The organism is Indibacter alkaliphilus LW1, from assembly GCF_000295935.2.
Lineage (GTDB): Bacteria > Bacteroidota > Bacteroidia > Cytophagales > Cyclobacteriaceae > Indibacter > Indibacter alkaliphilus.
Map to the genome: position 1 here is coordinate 75,250 of NZ_ALWO02000014.1, position 18,100 is coordinate 93,349.

Annotated in this window: 14 protein-coding genes; 6 read left to right on the plus strand and 8 right to left on the minus strand. The window is 38.8% G+C overall.

Annotated elements, in window-relative coordinates:
- Window positions 1-5: 5 nt before the first annotated feature.
- Together A33Q_RS03055 and A33Q_RS03060 are read right to left on the minus strand one after the other, a co-directional pair.
- Entirely contained in the window at window positions 6-3,584 is a 3,579-nt protein-coding gene (locus tag A33Q_RS03055; RefSeq protein ID WP_009034794.1) for a biopolymer transporter Tol, read from the minus strand.
- Window positions 3,585-3,632: 48 nt separating this feature from the next.
- A complete protein-coding gene (locus A33Q_RS03060) occupies window positions 3,633-4,676 on the minus strand; it encodes an NAD(P)/FAD-dependent oxidoreductase (RefSeq protein ID WP_009034795.1) in 1,044 nt (347 codons plus the stop codon).
- A gap of 56 nt (window positions 4,677-4,732) precedes the next feature.
- Here A33Q_RS03060 and A33Q_RS03065 point away from each other — a divergent pair, with 56 nt between their 5' ends.
- Genes A33Q_RS03065 through A33Q_RS03085 form a run of 5 tightly spaced genes read left to right on the plus strand, consistent with a single transcriptional unit; the run spans window position 4,733 to window position 11,819 of the window.
- A complete protein-coding gene (locus A33Q_RS03065) occupies window positions 4,733-5,386 on the plus strand; it encodes an MBL fold metallo-hydrolase (protein ID WP_009034796.1) in 654 nt (217 codons plus the stop codon).
- Complete coding sequence (gene pssA, locus A33Q_RS03070) at window positions 5,383-6,078, plus strand: CDP-diacylglycerol--serine O-phosphatidyltransferase (RefSeq protein ID WP_040489764.1); 696 nt, start codon at window positions 5,383-5,385, stop codon at window positions 6,076-6,078. Before A33Q_RS03065 ends, pssA begins: the two co-directional genes overlap by 4 nt.
- Entirely contained in the window at window positions 6,071-9,340 is a 3,270-nt protein-coding gene (gene porU, locus A33Q_RS03075; RefSeq protein ID WP_009034798.1) for a type IX secretion system sortase PorU, read from the plus strand. Before pssA ends, porU begins: the two co-directional genes overlap by 8 nt.
- Entirely contained in the window at window positions 9,337-10,551 is a 1,215-nt protein-coding gene (gene porV, locus A33Q_RS03080; protein ID WP_009034799.1) for a type IX secretion system outer membrane channel protein PorV, read from the plus strand. Before porU ends, porV begins: the two co-directional genes overlap by 4 nt.
- The gene (locus A33Q_RS03085; protein ID WP_009034800.1) at window positions 10,548-11,819 is read left to right on the plus strand and encodes a M16 family metallopeptidase; all 1,272 of its coding nucleotides are present in this window, start codon (window positions 10,548-10,550) and stop codon (window positions 11,817-11,819) included. Before porV ends, A33Q_RS03085 begins: the two co-directional genes overlap by 4 nt.
- Here A33Q_RS03085 and A33Q_RS03090 read toward each other — a convergent pair.
- Genes A33Q_RS03090 through A33Q_RS03100 form a run of 3 tightly spaced genes read right to left on the minus strand, consistent with a single transcriptional unit; the run spans window position 11,816 to window position 14,098 of the window.
- Window positions 11,816-12,796 (minus strand): glycosyltransferase, encoded by a 981-nt coding sequence (locus A33Q_RS03090; RefSeq protein WP_009034801.1) that lies wholly within the window; start codon window positions 12,794-12,796, stop codon window positions 11,816-11,818. The genes A33Q_RS03085 and A33Q_RS03090 overlap by 4 nt on opposite strands.
- Window positions 12,778-13,707, minus strand: coding sequence for a hypothetical protein (locus A33Q_RS03095; RefSeq protein WP_009034802.1), 930 nt, complete (start codon window positions 13,705-13,707; stop codon window positions 12,778-12,780). The genes A33Q_RS03090 and A33Q_RS03095 overlap by 19 nt, the downstream gene beginning before the upstream one ends.
- Window positions 13,682-14,098 carry a sugar 3,4-ketoisomerase gene (locus A33Q_RS03100; RefSeq protein ID WP_016254569.1) on the minus strand — a complete coding sequence of 139 codons (417 nt, stop codon included), beginning with the start codon at window positions 14,096-14,098 and terminating at the stop codon, window positions 13,682-13,684. Before A33Q_RS03100 ends, A33Q_RS03095 begins: the two co-directional genes overlap by 26 nt.
- Before the next feature lie 88 nt (window positions 14,099-14,186).
- Here A33Q_RS03100 and A33Q_RS03105 point away from each other — a divergent pair, with 88 nt between their 5' ends.
- Complete coding sequence (locus tag A33Q_RS03105; protein ID WP_009034804.1) at window positions 14,187-14,807, plus strand: IMPACT family protein; 621 nt, start codon at window positions 14,187-14,189, stop codon at window positions 14,805-14,807.
- Between the two features lie 11 nt (window positions 14,808-14,818).
- Here the strand turns inward: A33Q_RS03105 and A33Q_RS03110 are convergent, their stop codons facing one another.
- The 3 genes from A33Q_RS03110 to A33Q_RS03120 are packed head-to-tail and all read right to left on the minus strand — an operon-like array spanning window position 14,819 to window position 18,080.
- The gene (locus A33Q_RS03110; RefSeq protein WP_009034805.1) at window positions 14,819-15,421 is read right to left on the minus strand and encodes a 3'-5' exonuclease; all 603 of its coding nucleotides are present in this window, start codon (window positions 15,419-15,421) and stop codon (window positions 14,819-14,821) included.
- Window positions 15,418-16,899, minus strand: coding sequence for a Na+/H+ antiporter NhaC (gene nhaC / locus A33Q_RS03115; RefSeq protein ID WP_009034806.1), 1,482 nt, complete (start codon window positions 16,897-16,899; stop codon window positions 15,418-15,420). Before nhaC ends, A33Q_RS03110 begins: the two co-directional genes overlap by 4 nt.
- A 56-nt stretch (window positions 16,900-16,955) precedes the next feature.
- Window positions 16,956-18,080 (minus strand): NAD(P)/FAD-dependent oxidoreductase, encoded by a 1,125-nt coding sequence (locus A33Q_RS03120; protein ID WP_009034807.1) that lies wholly within the window; start codon window positions 18,078-18,080, stop codon window positions 16,956-16,958.
- Window positions 18,081-18,100 lie beyond the last annotated feature (20 nt).

The window sequence follows — 18,100 nt, forward strand, 5'->3', positions numbered from 1 at the left end:
ATTGATTAGAAATTGTAGCCCAAGGTAACATAAAATCTCAAATCCTCCCGCGTATAATTCCTTACCGGCTGAGCCAAATCAAATTTAAAATAATAGTTCAGTAGCACAGTCCTAAGACCAGCTCCATAACTTTGTAGCCAAGGATTATTGAAATTGTTGATGGTAATTGTAAATGGCGATCCTGGTGTAGTGATTACTTCAGTATTTTGGTCATTCACCCTCTCCCATGGGGCAGCATCATTCCAAGCTGAGCCTATGTCATAGAAGCCTACCAACTGGAAATTTTTAACAAAATTGGAAGTGATATTTCCTCTTGACAGGTATGAGAAAAGCGGAATTCTTAACTCTGAAGTAAAGGTCATCACATTTCTACCCCTAATTTCATCAAATGAATAACCTCTCAAATCAACAAATTCAGCAAATAGGATATTTGAATTTTCCACAGCATTTGGGTTGCGGACAGGGGATGCCTCCGGCCTATTGGCTGGTGGATTATAAAATTGATTGAACAGCCAATTATCCATTCCACCCACCAAATAATTTTGTGGATTATTTCCAAAGAACGAGCCTGCGTAGAACCTTGAAGCCAAAATGATATTTTTATGGATTTTCAAGTAATTGCGAACATCTAGGTACATATTGGAAAATGATCGTTCCCCCCTGCTCAACCCTTGAAAATGGGCATATCCAAGCTTTGCCTTAAATCCTTCTTGCATGTAAAGGCCAAGTTGATCAGTTTTATCAATAACAAATTCTGCCCTTCCTCCTGCGTATTGTACATCAAATCTATTTTGTTCTGGAATCTGACCTCTGAGGATAGAGTCAGAATTCAAGTTGAAATATTGAGTTCTTGCGATAAAAGGCGCTACAGTAACTCTCGAGTGCACGTCAAGTGGGTAAGAAAAACCCAATTCTGCTTTGTTAAGCACATATCTTTGATTCAAGATTAGGTCAAATTCCTGCTGCAAAATGGCCCTCCTATCAAATCTGAACCTTACATCTACCCTTTGTTTGAGATATTCATATTCGAAGAAGATATCACTGCCGGACCTGAAGTCCAAAGGAAACATCAAGCCTCCCCTAAACACATGGTTGTCCAATAAATCTGTCATTTTTCCGGAAAGACCTAGCCCAAAACCCCTTAAAGGATCAACCACCCAATCATTGGTAAGGCTACTCGTGATAAACTGGGGTGTCATTCTTCTAGGCCCTGTAACTCTTTTTTGGGTACTTTGTCTTCTGAAGTTTTCCAAGAGATTGCTTCTCGTACCCAAAACTCCCTGTGTCCTGGTAGCCTGTTGCTCCTGAGGCCTTAGCTGGGGAACAGTATCAAAAATATAATTATCAGTATCGACTCCTGTAGACCTTTCAAATCTTAAGCGTTCTGTATTAATACTACCAGTAAGGCTTCTTGGCTGAGGAACTGTATCTTGTAATACAGGATCTTCTTGAATCCGAGGTGCTGGGGTTCTTGATGGCTCTTCTGCTCTTGTTTGCGCAGGTATTCCCAGCATCAAATCTTCCAATCTTAGATTTACAGTGGTGTCTCTGACAGTTTCTTCTGTGGATTGACTCAATTCTTCAAGTGCTTCTTCCTGCTCTTCAATTTCTTGCTCTAGTTGTTGCTCTGAAATCAACTCTTCCACACCTTCCAGCTCTTCAGCCTGCTCAACTTCTATTTCTTCAGCAGGTTGCCTGAATGGTCTTCTTTCTCTTAACTCACCTATTTCCTTGACCTCAGCTACTTCCTCTGGAACAGTATCAGAATCCTGTTCTGTTCTTCGACTTGAGATTCGCTCTGAGAGGGACTTGGCTTGGGTGAGTTGTACCCTTGGAGTACTTGGGGTAAATTGATCTGCATTGGAAAATGACTCTACAATCAACCTGCTTTGATTACCGTCTCTTATTGCGTATGCAATTCTATTGTTGATGGAAGAATAATCAAATGCTTCAATACTTCTGTTCCAGGCAGAAACCTGACTAGCTATACTGTTTGAAATAGTAAGTCGCATCAAGTTATTGATGCCGCTTTGGTCACTTAGAAATAAAATATTATTAGAGTTCAAAACTCTTGGCTTAAAGTTTTTGGTATTTAAGTTGGTCAACTTAGTGGTATTCAGTGAATCCAATAAATCAACTTTAAAAAGGTTAAAATAATCAGGTAAAAGCTTTACATCAGGTGTTCTGGTCAAAAGGGAATCTTCTATTTCCGTAAAATTAGAGGCATAGATCACAGTGGAATCATTGAGGAAAACGGGATGGATGTTATCAAATACATCATTGGTCAGTCTCCTCCCTTGACCCCTGGTATTCAAGGTGAATACGTCGGTTTTACCATTGGCGATGGCAGAAAGCACCATATTCCTACCGGTAGAATTGAAATCGAGACTCAGTATCTGGGTAATATTTCTCAGAAAAATTCTATCTTGAAAAGAACCATCAATTGCTCGGACTCTTAAAGCAGTAGTCCCTCTCCTAAAAGTAGCGACTGCAACATTTAAAGTGTCTCGCCATGCTATAACCGGGCCTTTGGTGTTTATAGGTATATCGTTGGATTTGGCTCCACCTGAAAACAAAGTCCTCTCAGTTCCCGTAGCAATCTCCCTAACCTGAATTTTGTATTTCCCACCATTATTGACTACATAGGCCAAATGTTTTGCATCAGGGCTGAACTTAATATCATTGATTACTCCGAAATGAGAGGCACCTGTACTGTTAATTTCATTATTGAAATTAACATCTTTGAAAGTAGTGAAAACAGGCTCGCTGGTACTCTCATAAAACTGCCTCCACTGGTCTGTAAATGACTTATAATTGAGACCTATTGTATTGGCAATACTATTTTCTTCATTTCTGTTGATTCTGCTCAGGTTGAGAATACTTGAAACATACCTTCTTCCGTATTTTTCCACGATAAAATTCCAGATGGATTGGCCCATCAAGCTGGCCTCTTTATCTGTTAACCGGTGAATTTTGATGTTTTTATTGTCCTTAAAATAATGCCTTACAAAATCATCCATCTCCCTACTCCAACCATAGGCAAGGTATTTGGCGGCTCCATCAATGTACCAATCAGGGAAACTATTGATAAGGTTGGACTGAAAAGCATCAGCTATCGTAGACCCATAGAGCATTTCCTCAATAATTACTCTAGAGGTTGTATAAATTAAATCTTGTTTGAATTGCTCCCATGTCCCCGTAAATGCCACTTCACCTAGAAGTCTGCTAAAAAAAGTCTGACCATCTATGGTAAACTGATCCTTATTAAGATCCAGATTACTTTGTCGTATTTCCTCTGGAGAATTATAGATGAAAATTTTAGGCTTAGTATAGGCTACATATCCTATCATTTGTGTCAACCTGTCAAATTCCGACTCCAGATAATCGATGGCCATTCTCGCATTATTCATCCCTCCGTCGTAATAATAAACTTCAAAATTATTGGAGGTGAAATGGTACCATTCAATGTTTTTGTGCTGAACTCTGTTTTTTCCGAAACGCTCACCATCAAATTGCGCAGAGACCTGACCTGAGGCCAATATTAAAAAACCGATGATGAGGTAACTTAGAATCCTACTTTTCATTCTCTGTATTCGCTTGGATTTAAATATACTGAAAAATATAATTTATGTTCATTTAACCCTATTAATGTTTACTTCTTTTTGAGGTTCATCCCCCCTCAATAGTAATTCAAGCATCATTTTACTGAAATATGGTGCTAAAGAAACGCCTTTTGCACCAAGACCATTGAAAATGTAAACGCTGGGATGCTCAGGATGTTTTCCAAGAAATGGTCTTCTGTCTTTGGTTGCGGGCCTTATTCCTGATTGATGCCGAATTATTTTCTCCACAGGTAACTTTATAAGTTTTGTTAGTTTTTCTATTAACTCAATTTTTCCCCTTTCTGTTGGGCCTTGATCCAAATCATGCCAAGAATAAGTTGACCCAACTCTTTTGAGTCCATCCTGCAAGGATATACGAAACACCCCTCTGTTTATGATCTCATCTGGGGAAAAATCCTGTTTTAAATCCAGTATTTCTCCTTTAACAGGAGCAAATGGCAAATATTGGAAAAATTTGCTCTCTATGGCACCTAAACCATTGCAATAAATTACTGCTTTTGCATTGATATTTCTATAGCTTACGCTTTTCTGTTTTAAAGTCAATTCATTTTCTTCAAATTTTTCCTGAATTAAAAACCCTCTTTTCAATAAATCGGAAGCATATGCATCCAAAAGTGTATTGATGTCCAAAAAGCCTGAATTTTTCAGAAGGATTCCTCCATAAGCGTTCTGAACTTCATCATAAAGAGGTGAGGTGATGATCTTTTCAAAATATGCAGCCATACCTGGATCTGCACTGTGCCCCATCCATTCGTTTTGTTCTTCAATCGAGAGAAAAGGCCTGTAAATTGCTTTTTTATGCAGAAAATGCTTTCCTAAGTATGCTTCTAACCGCTCATAAAATGGCTCTATTTCGGGAAATAGCTTATCAGCTTCCCAAGTTTTGACCATTTTTTTGCCTGTCACGGGGTTATATAGGCCTGCTGCAATACGACTGCTTTTATTGGCTGCCGGTGCGTCTATTACGACAAAGGTTTTTTTTGCCTCCATTAACCTGAAGGACAAAACTGTTCCGGCCAATCCTTGACCTATGAGTAAAAAATCTACTTCCATGCTCAAAAATATATTCTTTCTTCGTTATTTTGAGTCAATCAATTAAAACTTTCAGAATGCTCCAACTCAAAACTTTTACTTTCAACCCTTTTCAGGAAAATACCTATATCCTATACAATGATAACCTTGAGGCGATTGTTTTTGATCCAGGCTGCTATGAAAGCCATGAAAGAGATGAATTGACTTCATTTATCGAGGATGAAAAACTCAAAGTGAAAATGCTGATCAATACTCATTGTCACATTGACCATGTTCTGGGCAATGCATTCGTCAAAAGAAAATATAATGTTCCTTTTCTGATTCACAAAAATGAATTACCCGTACTCAAATCAGTAGTTACTTATGCATCAAACTACGGATTCCCAGGATATGAGGAAGCTGAAGTGGATCACTATTTAGACGAAAAAAGGAGACTGGAGCTAGGAGACGAAAAAATAGAATTGTTGTTTGTTCCCGGACATGCTCCAGGCCACTTGGTTTTTTATCATCCGGATTCAAAAATCTGTATTGCAGGAGACACATTGTTTCAAGGCAGTATAGGTAGGACAGACCTTCCCGGGGGTGATCATCAGACTTTACTGGATGCTATTCAGAAAGAGATGTTTGCTTTACCAGATGACACCAAAGTTTACCCGGGACACGGTCCCATGACTACTATTGGTTATGAAAAAGAGTACAATCCATTTGTGGGTAAAAGAGCCAAGTTTTGACAATCAAAAAACATATCCCTAACGTACTGACATCACTTAATCTTTTAAGTGGTATGATTGGAATAGTCTTCGTGCTCGATGGAAAAATCATGTATGGCGCTTATTTTATATTTATTGCGGCCTTGTTTGACTTTCTGGATGGCTTTGTTGCCCGTATGCTAAAAGTCCACTCAGAAATCGGAAAACAACTGGACTCTTTGGCCGATTTAGTGACATTTGGAGTCTTACCCTCATTTGTTCTGTTTGTGATGGTTTCGGATCAGACATCAAGTGATTACCTTCCCTACCTGACTTTATGCGTTGGGGTTTTCTCAGCACTTCGGCTTGCCAAATTCAACATAGACACTCGGCAATCTGATAGATTTATTGGAGTCCCCACCCCTGCTAATGCATTATTAATCAGCACACTGCCTTTTTTTATAGATAAGTTTGAGAAGATGGAGCAATTGCTTTCTCATCCGTATTCCTTGTTAGCCATTGCATTTATAATGTCTGCCTTATTAGTCGCAGAGATACCTCTTATTGCATTGAAATTTAAATCATTTCAGATCAAAGATAATATTTTCAGGTATCTGACCATATTGATTGGTTTGATCTGTCTTTTTGTTTTGGGGATAGGCGGTATCCCGATTGTGATTATTTCATATATTGTGCTGTCGGTATTGGAGGGATTGATCAATAAAAATGCGTAAGAGGTTTTGGCAATATTGGATTTCAATTTGGACAAACATTTTGTTTAGTGCCGTTCTGTTTCCAAGTCAAGCCCAACAAAGTGGACAATATTTCAAATTCCCCATTCTCGAAAGCGGTGTTTACCGATTGAATGAAGAAGATGTACAAAGTCTTGGCTTTTCTTCTTTGGACGATGTATCTGTATTTGGGAACTGGGGCATGCTTCCACAAAAACTTGACAGCAGCATTTTTTCACTCAATGAAATCCCAATCCAAAAAGTAGGTAATTCAATTTTTTTCTTTTTAGAAGGCCCTCATCAAATCAAATTTGATGAAGGCAATTTTAAATATGAGCATCACTTATATTCTGATAGCCTCTTTTACCTCATTGGTCCTAAAGAAAAAGGCAATCTAATTAAGGAAAATAATGGACCTCCTTCCAATAGTTCAGTATCCGGAGACTATTATCTTGTCCAGACTATAAAGTGGGAAAGTACAAACCTACTCAATTCAGGAAGGAACTGGTATTCTGAGCCTTTAAACCCCTCAGGCAGCTTAAACTTGCCTTTTGAAGTTTCTACGGGAAATATTGGAAATGGTATTTTCCAAGCTAAAATTATGGGACAATCCCTTGGCACATCAACCTTTAGATTCCTTGCCGAGGGGACAGATCTGGGAGAGGTGCAGCTTGCGCCTATACCCAATAGTATTTATGGTATTAAAGGAAGAGAAGTCCTTTTTTCTGAAGAATTAAATAATCCTGGAGGAAACCTGACTATTAGAGCTGAATTCCAAACCGGAGATGCCAACGGAAGGGGATTTTTGGATTATGCATTGTTGGCTTTCCCCTACCCTGCAAATGCACTTTCTCAAGGGAAAATCTATCACATTTTAGACAACGCAGCTATCTCTCCTACAGCAAATGAGATGATTTGGAAACTAAGCCCAAATAAGGAGATCAGTTTAATCACAAATAGGACAGCACTGACATCCGGCGACCGAATAGCCATATTCGAACCTAATTCTGTTCCGCGTATTACAAGTTTCAATTCAGCAAACCTCAGCGCAAGGTCTGAAAAGATCAATAGTCCTTTAATTATCATAAGTTCGCAGCGGTTTATAAACCAAGTAAATGCACTTGCAGCACATAAAAACAGCTTGGGATCCAATACTTTTGTAATATCCCCTGAGGAAATCTATGATGCTTTTGGCTATGGTACCAGGGATATTTCTGCTATCAGAAATTTTTTGGCCTATCATTTCCATCAATCCGCACAGCTAAAGAATGTACTGTTTTTTGGAAAAGGCACTTATGATTATAAAGCCAAACTAGGAGGCAGGCCCAATTTAGTCCCTACCTACAGCTCAAGAAGCAGTCTCAACCCATTGACAACTTTCAGTTCGGACGATTTTTTCGGATTCCTTGAACTTGGTAAAGGAGAATGGACAGAAAGTCCTGAAGGCGATGAAACCTTAGACATAGGAGTTGGAAGAATACCTGCCATTACAACATCAGAAGCTAGAACAGCTATTGATAAAATCATTGCGTACGAAACTCCGGGAAATGCGCCTGGAAATTGGAAGAGAAATTTAGCATTCTTAGCGGATGATGGTGACAATAACATCCATCTCAATGACGCAGAATCACATGCAAATCATATCACTGAAAACTTCCCTGGTTTCAATATTGAAAAATTATATCTTGATAGATTTGATCAGCTTAGGGTAAACGGCATTCAGAGTTCCCCTGCTGCTCGGGAAGCACTGAAAGAAAGTTTAGACGAAGGGCTTCTATTTCTCAATTACATAGGACATGGAAACGAAACAACACTGACAGCCGAAAGAGTATTCAGTGTGAGTGACCTGCCGGACTTCCCAGACAATCCCTATTTACCCTTGTTTGTTACAGCCACTTGTGAATTTGGCAGGCAGGACAGTCCATTTATCCGCTCTGGAGCAGAAGAACTTTTATTTGTCAATAATAAAGGGGCAATAGGGCTTTTAACAACTGGAAGACCAGTGTTTAGCAGTGTAAATTTTCGTCTGAACAGGGCATTTATCGAAAGTGTGTTTGTCAAGGAAAATGGAGAAATAAAGGATTTGGGAAGTATATTCAAGGACACCAAAAACAATAGTCTCAATGGCGCTTTTAACAGGAATTTTTCATTGATCGGAGACCCATCTCTGAAATTGGCTATACCCGATTTGGATTCAGAAATAGAAAAAATCAAAAAAGTAGATTTGGCCTTGGCCATAGACACTTTGAAAGCCCAGCAGGCTCTTTTGGTTAAGGGAAAAATTACTGATCCCAGCACCGGAGCTGTAATGAGTAGCTACAGGGGGGAATACGAAATCAGTATTTACGACAAACCTCTGAAAGTAAAAACCTTGGGAGATGAAAGTTCGCCTGTTGAATTTTCAGAACAGACAGCTTTGATATTCAAAGGAAAGGGTGAAGTAGAGGAAGGAAGATTTGAAGCTGAAGTTTTTATCCCCACAAATATTGATTATTCCTTGGGTACTGGCAGTATCAAACTTTTTGCAACCTTACAAAATGGACAGGAAGAAGCAATGGGGGCTAAGAACATCCCAATTGGGGGAAGTTCGGATATGGAAATTAACGATATGATAGGCCCTGAAATAAGGATGTTTTTTGGAGATGAATTCAAGGAAAACCCCGGCCCTCTAAACAGTCCAAATGTACCTTTGAAAATATTGTTCAATGATGAAAGTGGAATTAATATTTCCTCAGCGGCAATAGGCCAAGACATTGAACTCTTTGTAAATAATTTAAAAACCGCTACTTTGAACCCACAATTTGTAGCCTTGGAGAGTTCCTATAAAAAAGGGCAGGTGGTCACTCTGCTCAGAAATCTCCAGGAAGGGACCAATACAATCACCTTAAGAGCTTGGGATAATGTAGGGAATTCTTCTACATTTGAAACGGAATTGGAAATCAGGGGAAGTCTTCAAATAAAGATCTTGGAATCCAAAACCTATCCAAACCCTACAAACTATAAGAGCAAATTCCGGGTTAAACACAATAGAAGTGGGGAGAATTTACAATTGGGCCTGAGGATTTATTCTATAATGGGAAGTGAAATATATTCTTTCTCCAAACGTTATGTGGAGGCTGAGGCTGTTTTGGATGATTTGGAGTGGATTTTTTTCCACCAGCAAACCAATTATCCCATAAAAGGAACTTATATTTACGAGTTAACCCTTGAATCTGAGAAAGACGGCACTTCAGATCATAAAAGTGGAAAAATAATTATTCAATGAAAATATCGATTCAAGCAGTACTCAAAACGATTATTTTTTTCTGGGTTAGTTTGTTATCCCTGAGTGCTTTGGCGCAAAATTCACCCATCATATCCGGACAAGATCCTGAGAGGAGAGTAATTACCACAGCAGTACCTTTTCTCAATTTCGCACCGGACAGCCGTCATTCTGCAATGGGTGATGCAGGTGTAGCGACAAGTCCCGACGCTTTTTCAGCCCATTGGAATGCTGGTAAGCTTTCATTCATTGAAAATGACATGGGCTTTTCTTTATCTTATTCCCCTTGGTTGGGCAGATTGGTAAATGATATGTTTATCTCCTATCTGACAGGATATAAGAGAATAGATGACGTTTCTGCTTGGGGTTTTGACATTCGCTATTTCAATATGGGGGATATAGAACTGACAGATGGATTAGGCAACCCATTGGGTGAGTTTACCCCAAGAGACCTTTCCATCGGTGGAACATATTCAAGAAAACTTTCTGAAAACCTGGGACTGGGAATTTCTGCCAGGTTTATCCATTCCAACCTTTCAGGAAATATCAGCTCTGCCGCAGGTGCGGAAAGCAGGCCTGGAATTAGCGTTGGAACAGATGTAGGTCTTTATTACACTAAAGAGGTTTTTCCAGGAGAAAAAACAGGTACTTTTTCCTGGGGAGCTACCATTACGAACATTGGTCCGAAAATCACCTACAACAGTGCTGAGGACTTGGATTTTATTCCTACTAATTTAAGACTAGGAACTGCATACAAAGTGAATTTTAATAATTTCAATTCGATCACTTTTGCATTTGATATCAACAAACTCTTGGTTCCATCTCCACCTATCTACAGGACGGAAAATGGGGTGATTGTAACCGATCCCGATGGAAATCCTGATATATTAAGAGGTCTTGACCCGAATAGACCACTCCTTTCCGGTATTTTCGGATCCTTTATAGATGCTCCTGATGGGTTTAGGGAAGAAATGCAGGAGTTGATGTTGTCTTTTGGAATGGAATACACATACAACAATGTCTTCGCCTTGAGGTCTGGATATTTCTATGAAAATCCCAACAAAGGAGGCAGAAGATATTTCACCATGGGTGTAGGATTCCTCTACAAAGAAACGATGGCATTTGATTTCTCATACCTGGTCCCTCAAATTCAAAACCATCCTCTTGCAGAAACATTGAGAATTTCTCTGACTTACAATATCCCCACAAGATGACATTAGACCGATCTTTAGCTCCTCCGTTCAAAATCCCGGAGCAGATTGATTTCCCATTACCAATCAAAAGGACTCTTCAAAACGGAGTCCATTTGTATTTTATACCAACACCGGAAATTGACGCAGTGAAGCTGGAAATCGATACCGACTCCAACAAGGTGATGGATATCCAAGAGAAAAAACTGACAGCTTATTTTACATTACATTTACTTTTGGAAGGTACACAAGCAAAATCCTCCTCTGAATTGGATGAATTTTTTGACACCTATGCCTCAGAAGTAGATGTTGTCAGCAACTTCGAACACAATGGCCTTGGACTTTTGACGACCAAAAAACACTTGAGTACAGTTCTGCCTGTTTTTAGGGAATTGATGACAAAAGCAATTTTCCCGGAAAAAGAACTTGCCAAAAGAAAATCTCAAAAAGCTCTGAGCATCAGCATCCAAAAAGAACAGAATGGAAGCCTTGCCAATAATCTGTTCAGAAAATATCTGTTTGGAGGAGATCACCCTTTTGGGCAAATCACAGAAGAAGATGATGTCAATGCTATCCAAAGAGATGACCTTGAGTATTTCTACAAGAACAAGTTGTGGGTCAATCCAGAAGTGTTTTTGACAGGAAACCTTGACGATTCAGAATTAGAACTAATCTGCAAAACATTGGAAGATTTACCGGTGAAGTTTCTAGAAAGTGAGCATAGTGAATTCAAAAATATACAAAATCAAAGGATAGAGGAACGAAAAGAAAAATCACTTCAATCAAGTCTGAGGATTGGATGTCATCTCATTTCCAAAACCCATCCCGATTATTTTGGCCTTTGGGTTTTCAACGTGATCTTGGGAGGGTATTTTGGAAGCAGGCTCATTAAAAACATAAGGGAGGATAAAGGACATACCTACGGGATCCATAGCAGCATAGGCGGCTTAAAAAATGCTGATTATTGGATTGTCATGGCAGATGTAATCAAAGAACATTCAGATGAAGTAATTGCTGAAGTTTACCATGAAATAGAAAAGTTACAGCATGAACCTATCCCTGAGGAGGAAGTGGAAACAGTCAGAAACTACCTTATTGGAAATCTTCTTTCCAATTTCAGCTCATCTTTTGAATTGATTTCCCGGTTTAAAAGCATACACCAAGTCGGTTTGGATTTTGAATTTTATAAAAATCAATTGGAATACATCAAAAATTTCAGGCCAGAGGAAATACAGGCTATAGGGAAAAAATACCTAAAGCGGGAAAATATGGTTGAAATAATCGTAGGTTAATTTTGAAGCCACCCCAGAAATATCGCCAATTTTGAAACATCTACTCTCCTTCTCGTCCAGACTCTGAATAGTTGGAATTGGACACTTTGGTCATGAAGTTTTTGGGCAAGTGCTAAAAAACCATCAGCCACTTCAAAATTAGCGGACAGTAAGGATTGTCTCCACTCATAATGCACACGCTTTAAGAGTGCATGATTTTCTGAAACACACCTGTTTATTTCAATAATTTTTTGACAGATTTTCAATGTGGATGGCAAAAGCCTTGACTTTCTGACTTTGTATTGTTCTTTGGAAAAAGCCATTGAGTGAATCATTTTTTCTACACCAAAATGATCTGAAAAGCACAACCTATATTTTCTGGCCATGCGGACGATGATATCAAAGTCTTCATAAGCCAGATCTTGATCATACATACCCAAATCCTCGAATACCTTCGAACGCATTAGCATAGTTGGAGATAAAATATGATGATAAGCCACTACTTTTTCATAAATCCAACCAGATTCAACCTCCTCGGCAAGTTCTCCTTTTCTTTTTCTCTTATAAAATGACTTAGATTTACCCTTATCTATAATCCAGGCATCAGAAAAGACAGCAGCTGCATCAGGCGCATTTTCCAAGACGTCCACACTGAACCGAATATGTTTGGGCATAAGCTTATCGTCAGTTGAGAAATCTACTAAGTATTTTCCCCTGCACTGCTGAAAAGCCTCATTGAAACTTTCACAATAATTAATTGCTGTATTTCTTAAAATGATTTGAAGAGGTAATTTTCCCTTATTTCTCTCATACCATAGCTCCATGAGCTCTTGACTTTTGTCATTACTGCCATTGTCAACCAGGATAATCTCAAGATTGCCATATTCTTGTTCTAGTATTGAATTTAAGGATTGCAGCAAAAAATGCTCGTGATTGTAGGAAGTACAAATCACCGAAACCAATGGTAGTTTATGCGGTTTTACAATTTTATTCTCCAACTATATTTATTTTGGGTACAATTTGAAAACCTTGATTTGAAAAATATCAAAGAATGATTGGGAAGGCCTCCTATTTCCGAAGAACCCAAATCCAAAAAATTGGCCTTTTGCTCCACAGCCAATCTCAATAAGTTAACCATGATCAGCTCTCCTGTTAATTTGACTTTGGACTTTGGATTGATGGCTGAAAGAAAATAGTAAACGGAGTTACTTGTCAATTTTACAGCCAAAGCATGTCCGATAAATTGTCCCTCCTGTGAAACACTGATAACAAAATATCTATCAGGAAATGAGGAAACTTGAGCAATCAGCTGATTTTCATCGAAAGTCAAATCATATCCCTTAGATTGGTTCCAAGCCTTAATTTCATTCAGAAAATTAAAGCTCTGTATATTCCCTATGCTGATTTTTATATTATGCTCTTTGATTTTTTTTGCGAATTTTGCCTGCAGACTTTTCAGTTCAGACTTCATTTTTTTCTTACCTTCGAAAATCTGATGACTGAGCACCTTTTCCAGGTTGAATCCCTGTTTTGCTAAAAAGTAAATCACCCAATCAGCATAGGCCATATATACTCCCGGAGCTTGTATTAATTTAAATTCATTTACTCCTATGGATTTCAAAAATTCTTTGAGTTCCTCCAGAAAGTTAACAAAAACCAAAGAATTCACATTCGAGTACACCCAAAACCCACCAAAAGGTGCTTTAGGCAGGGATATTGCACTTCCATCAGGATAAACAGCTAGTTGAATATCCAGTTTAAGTACCCCGTTTTTGAACAAGGCACAGTTAAAATATTCGGCCTCATCCACTGATTGGATCTGGCTTAGAAAATAATCTTGGCCATTTCCTTCCAATGCAGTGAATTCGAAGCTATAACTACTATCAATATTTCCTTTGATCGTCTTCAAATGCTCTTTTATCTCTAATATAATCCGCTTCCGAAAATTCCTGGTCACAAAGGACTAGTAAAATGGAATTGGCTGAAAATTCGACCTCCAGCCAGTGCATTTCAGGTACATAAAGTCCCTTATTGGCTGTATTTAATTTGTATTCTAACTTTTCTCTCGAAAGTGCTTCAAGACGTACTGTCACCGTTCCCTGAAGGCATACCAAAACCTGCTTCTCCTTTATATGTGCATGAAGCCCTCTTTTACCTCTATCCGGAACAGCCGTCAGCCAAAAAACCCGCTTGACTTCAAAAAAAGGCAAGACTTGATTCTCAAAAAAAGTAAGGTCGCCCAAACTATTTGATTTGGTTTCCAAATGTAGCAGCATTGGCTTTTCTAAGAGGTTATTCATCACTGCTAATTTAAGTTATTCATCCCAACCTACACCTTTGGTCTGGATTTTATTATTTTTGAATTAGAAAATTTTCACCACATCTCCAATGACCTTGAACGCAACAGATACTTTTTTGACCATCTCAGCTCCCTCAGAAGGATTCTACAAAGAAAAAGGAAGTAAATTCTTGGCTTTTGCGTATCCAGTATTGGGAGAGGAAGACATCAAAGAATACTTAGATGAGCTTAGAAAACAATACTATGATGCCAGGCATTTCTGTTATGCTTACATGCTTGGAAAAGAACAGGAAATTTTTAGAGCTAATGATGACGGAGAGCCCAACCATTCAGCAGGAGATCCTATTCTAGGGCAAATTCGCTCAGCTAACCTCACCGACATCCTAATAGTGGTTGTAAGATATTTTGGTGGCACTAAGTTGGGCGTAGGTGGATTGATCACAGCCTACAAAACAGCAGCTGCAGAAGCCATACAAAATGCTGAAATCCTTGAAAAAATTGTAAGCAAACCCATTTACCTGGAACTTGAGTATCCTGAGATTAATGAGGTCATGAGGATTATCAAAGAGTATGAGTTGGAGATTATATCCCAAGAAATGAAACTCTCCTGCAAATTCGCATTAAGTGTTAGAGAAAGGGATTTCGAAATAGTTTTAGAAAAACTTAAACTTCTGGAAGCTTTGGGAAAGTTAAAGTTTTTAGGTGATTGAAAACCGCTTCCCTACTTATTGAAAAGGCTGTCCAAATATCCTTGATACTGTAATTTTTTATACACTTCGAGACAAACCCAAGCATCAGTGGCTGCATAGACTTTTTGTTTGTCAGTCAGTTCTGGGGCTTCCCAATTGGAAACTTGTTCTGATTTGGAAATTCTGATATCCAATACCATGGCTGAAAGATTTCTAACCCCAACATTATGAAAACCAACTTTTTTCAATTCTGCATTTAAGTCAAAAAAACTTTTGGGTTGAAATCCAATGGAGATCTTCTTTAAGCCTCTCAAGTCGTCCAACACTGCAGCACCAATTTTGACTATTTTTGGATTTTCCAATATTGCTTTGATTGAAGATGGTAAGCCTATCTGGTGCAGACGGAAAAGAAAAGCTACTTCAGCTGTAGACAATTGCAATAAGGACACCTGATATTGAACACCTTTTCTAAATGAGGGGCGCGTTTCGGTATCGAAACCAATCAAGGTATGCCTATTGAGCTCCTGAGCTGCTTCGTGAATTTGCTCTTCTGTTTCTACAAGTATGATTTCCCCTTCAAATTGTCCCAAAGGGAGTTGATTCACTTCTTCTTTGCTTATTTTTTTGAGAATCATACTGCCAACTCTTTTTTGATTTCTTCCATTTCTTCTTTTGAATAATAATTGATCCCTAGCTTAAGGTATCCAAAAAGTATGGTCATAAATGGTGAAATGATATTAAAAAAGCAATATGGAGCGTAAGTCAAAGTAGCAACGCCCAGGACCGATGCCTGTGTAGCTCCACATGTATTCCAGGGAATCAACACAGATGTAACTGTGGCACTATCCTCCAAGGTCCGACTTAAATTTTCCCCTTTGAGTCCTCTTTTCTTATAAATATCTGCATACATTCTTCCTGGAACTAAAATTGCCAAATATTGATCCGATGTGGTCACATTGAAAAACACACAGGTAGCTGCTGTGGAGGCAATCAAAGAACCTATTGAATGAACTTTTTCTATAATCGCTTCAGCCAACACCCTCAACATGCCACTTTCTTCCATTATACCTCCAAAAATCATCGCACAAATAATCAACCATATTGTGTACAGCATCCCTGCCATACCTCCTGTGACCAGCAGTTCATTGACGACATCATTTGTAGTCGTAATACTGATCTCGCCATATAATGCCTGCATGACCGCCTTGAAAGCCATGTATAAGAAAGATGCACCTTCTTCATTTGCTATGGTTTTGATAACCCCAGGTTGAAAGATAATTGCAAACAATCCGCCTAAAAGGGCCCCTGCCAGCAAAGCCGGTACCGCAGGCACTTTTTTGACAATCATTAGAATCACAAGAACCGGCACTATAAATAACCATCCGCTGATATTGAATTGTTCAACAATCACAGCAGAAATATCCTTTACCTGATCTACAGACCCTTCTGCCCTGGAAGTAAAACCAATCACTCCAAAGATCACTATGGTGATCAAAATAGAAGGAACCGTAGTTTTGGTCATATGCCTTATATGGGTAAATAGATCTGTACCTGCCATCGCCGGAGCCAGATTGGTAGTATCAGACAAGGGGGACATTTTATCGCCAAAATATGCTCCTGAAAGTACCGCTCCGGCAATCAAACCCTCACCAAAACCCAAAGCTTTGCCAATTCCCAAAAGGGCTACACCTACCGTAGCTACTGTAGTCCAACTACTTCCAGTCGCTATGGAGACAATCGCACTTACAATACAGGCTGCAATGAGAAAAATGGTTGGATTCAATATTTGCAAACCATAATATATCATAGCAGGTACTATCCCGCTCAAAAGCCAAGTCCCCGCTAAAGCTCCTATCAAGAGCAGTATCAAAATACTGGACATTGCAGAACTGATGCTGTTGACGATTCCATCCTGTAACTCCTCCCATTTGATTTTAAGCCTCAAAACTGCCACCAATCCCGCTACTCCTGAAGAAATCACCAAAACCATCTGATTGGAGCCTAGCAAGCCATCTGTCCCAAAAACAAAAATATTGACTACCAATAGAACTATTAAAAACAAAATGGGAAACAGAGCTTCCAGAATGCTAGGTACTTTTCGACTTGTTGCCATCAACTATTTTTTGGAGGTAATTTAAAATTTGAAATTAAGAAAATTTTATTAAAACATTACTTTTCCAAGAGGGCAACAAGTTCAGAAGCTGTCTGCCAACCTATAGCTACTCCCATTCCTCCTAAGCGAGCTGCTATTCCTATATCCTCAGTTAAAAGTTGAATCACTGGTTTTTTATTCTCCCCAAAACCCATTATTCCCGTCCATTCGTATTCAAACTCCAAATTTTCATTTGGTAGGATCACCTCTTCTGAAAGCCGGCTAAGATACGCTTTGATTGTTGGATTGACTTCGTTTTTCGTGGTTTCCTCAGCTTTTATATCAAGATTTCTACCCCCTCCTATCAGCAAGCGGTTTTCTATATTTCTAAAATATACATATCCCATGTCATAGTGAAAAGAACCATTCCATGGGATCTTATTTTTCAGAGGTTTACTCACCATAACAAGCCCCCTTCCGGGTTTGATATTCAAATTTTCAATCAAATCTCCCGCAAAAGCATTGGTACAGATCGCAATTTTATCAGCACTAAAATCCAGTCTATTTTGATAGATTGGATTTCTTACCTGCACTTCCTTTTTATCAAGGTCTACATTTTCCACTAAGGCTCCTGTAAGTATCTTTACTTTGAAAAGCTGAGCTGTTTCCCAAAGTAATTCCAGAAATTTACCGGAATCCAATTCTCCTTCAAATTGATTTTTCACAAGATATTTGACCTTGTCAGAGAATCCGAAAGTTTGAATATCTCTCACTTGAGAAAATACATCCTCTCCGAAGATTGGTGTCAAAATGGAATTTACATACTCCATCCTGTCCAGGTACTTTTCCTCTTGCTCAGTAATTAGCTCAAATCCACCATTGCTATAATAGCCCAAAGCTTTATCCCCAAACAAGCCTCTGATAGACCTGAGCCCTATGTATCTTTTTTCAACCAAGTTCTTGACTTCTTCTACTTTCATGGTATTGAGGTCATCTAAAATCTCAGTAAGGCTCCCAAAACATGCAAAACCGGCATTTCTTGTACTGGCACCACTGGGAAATACTCCTCTTTCCAAGATCAAAACCTTTGCGTTTGGCCTATCTTTTTTGAATTGAATGGCAGTAGATAAGCCAACAATTCCACCACCTACAACAATAAGATCAAATTTCAAAAAGCTTCTATCTTCCCAAAAACTCAACATTGTATCAATAATTAAATATT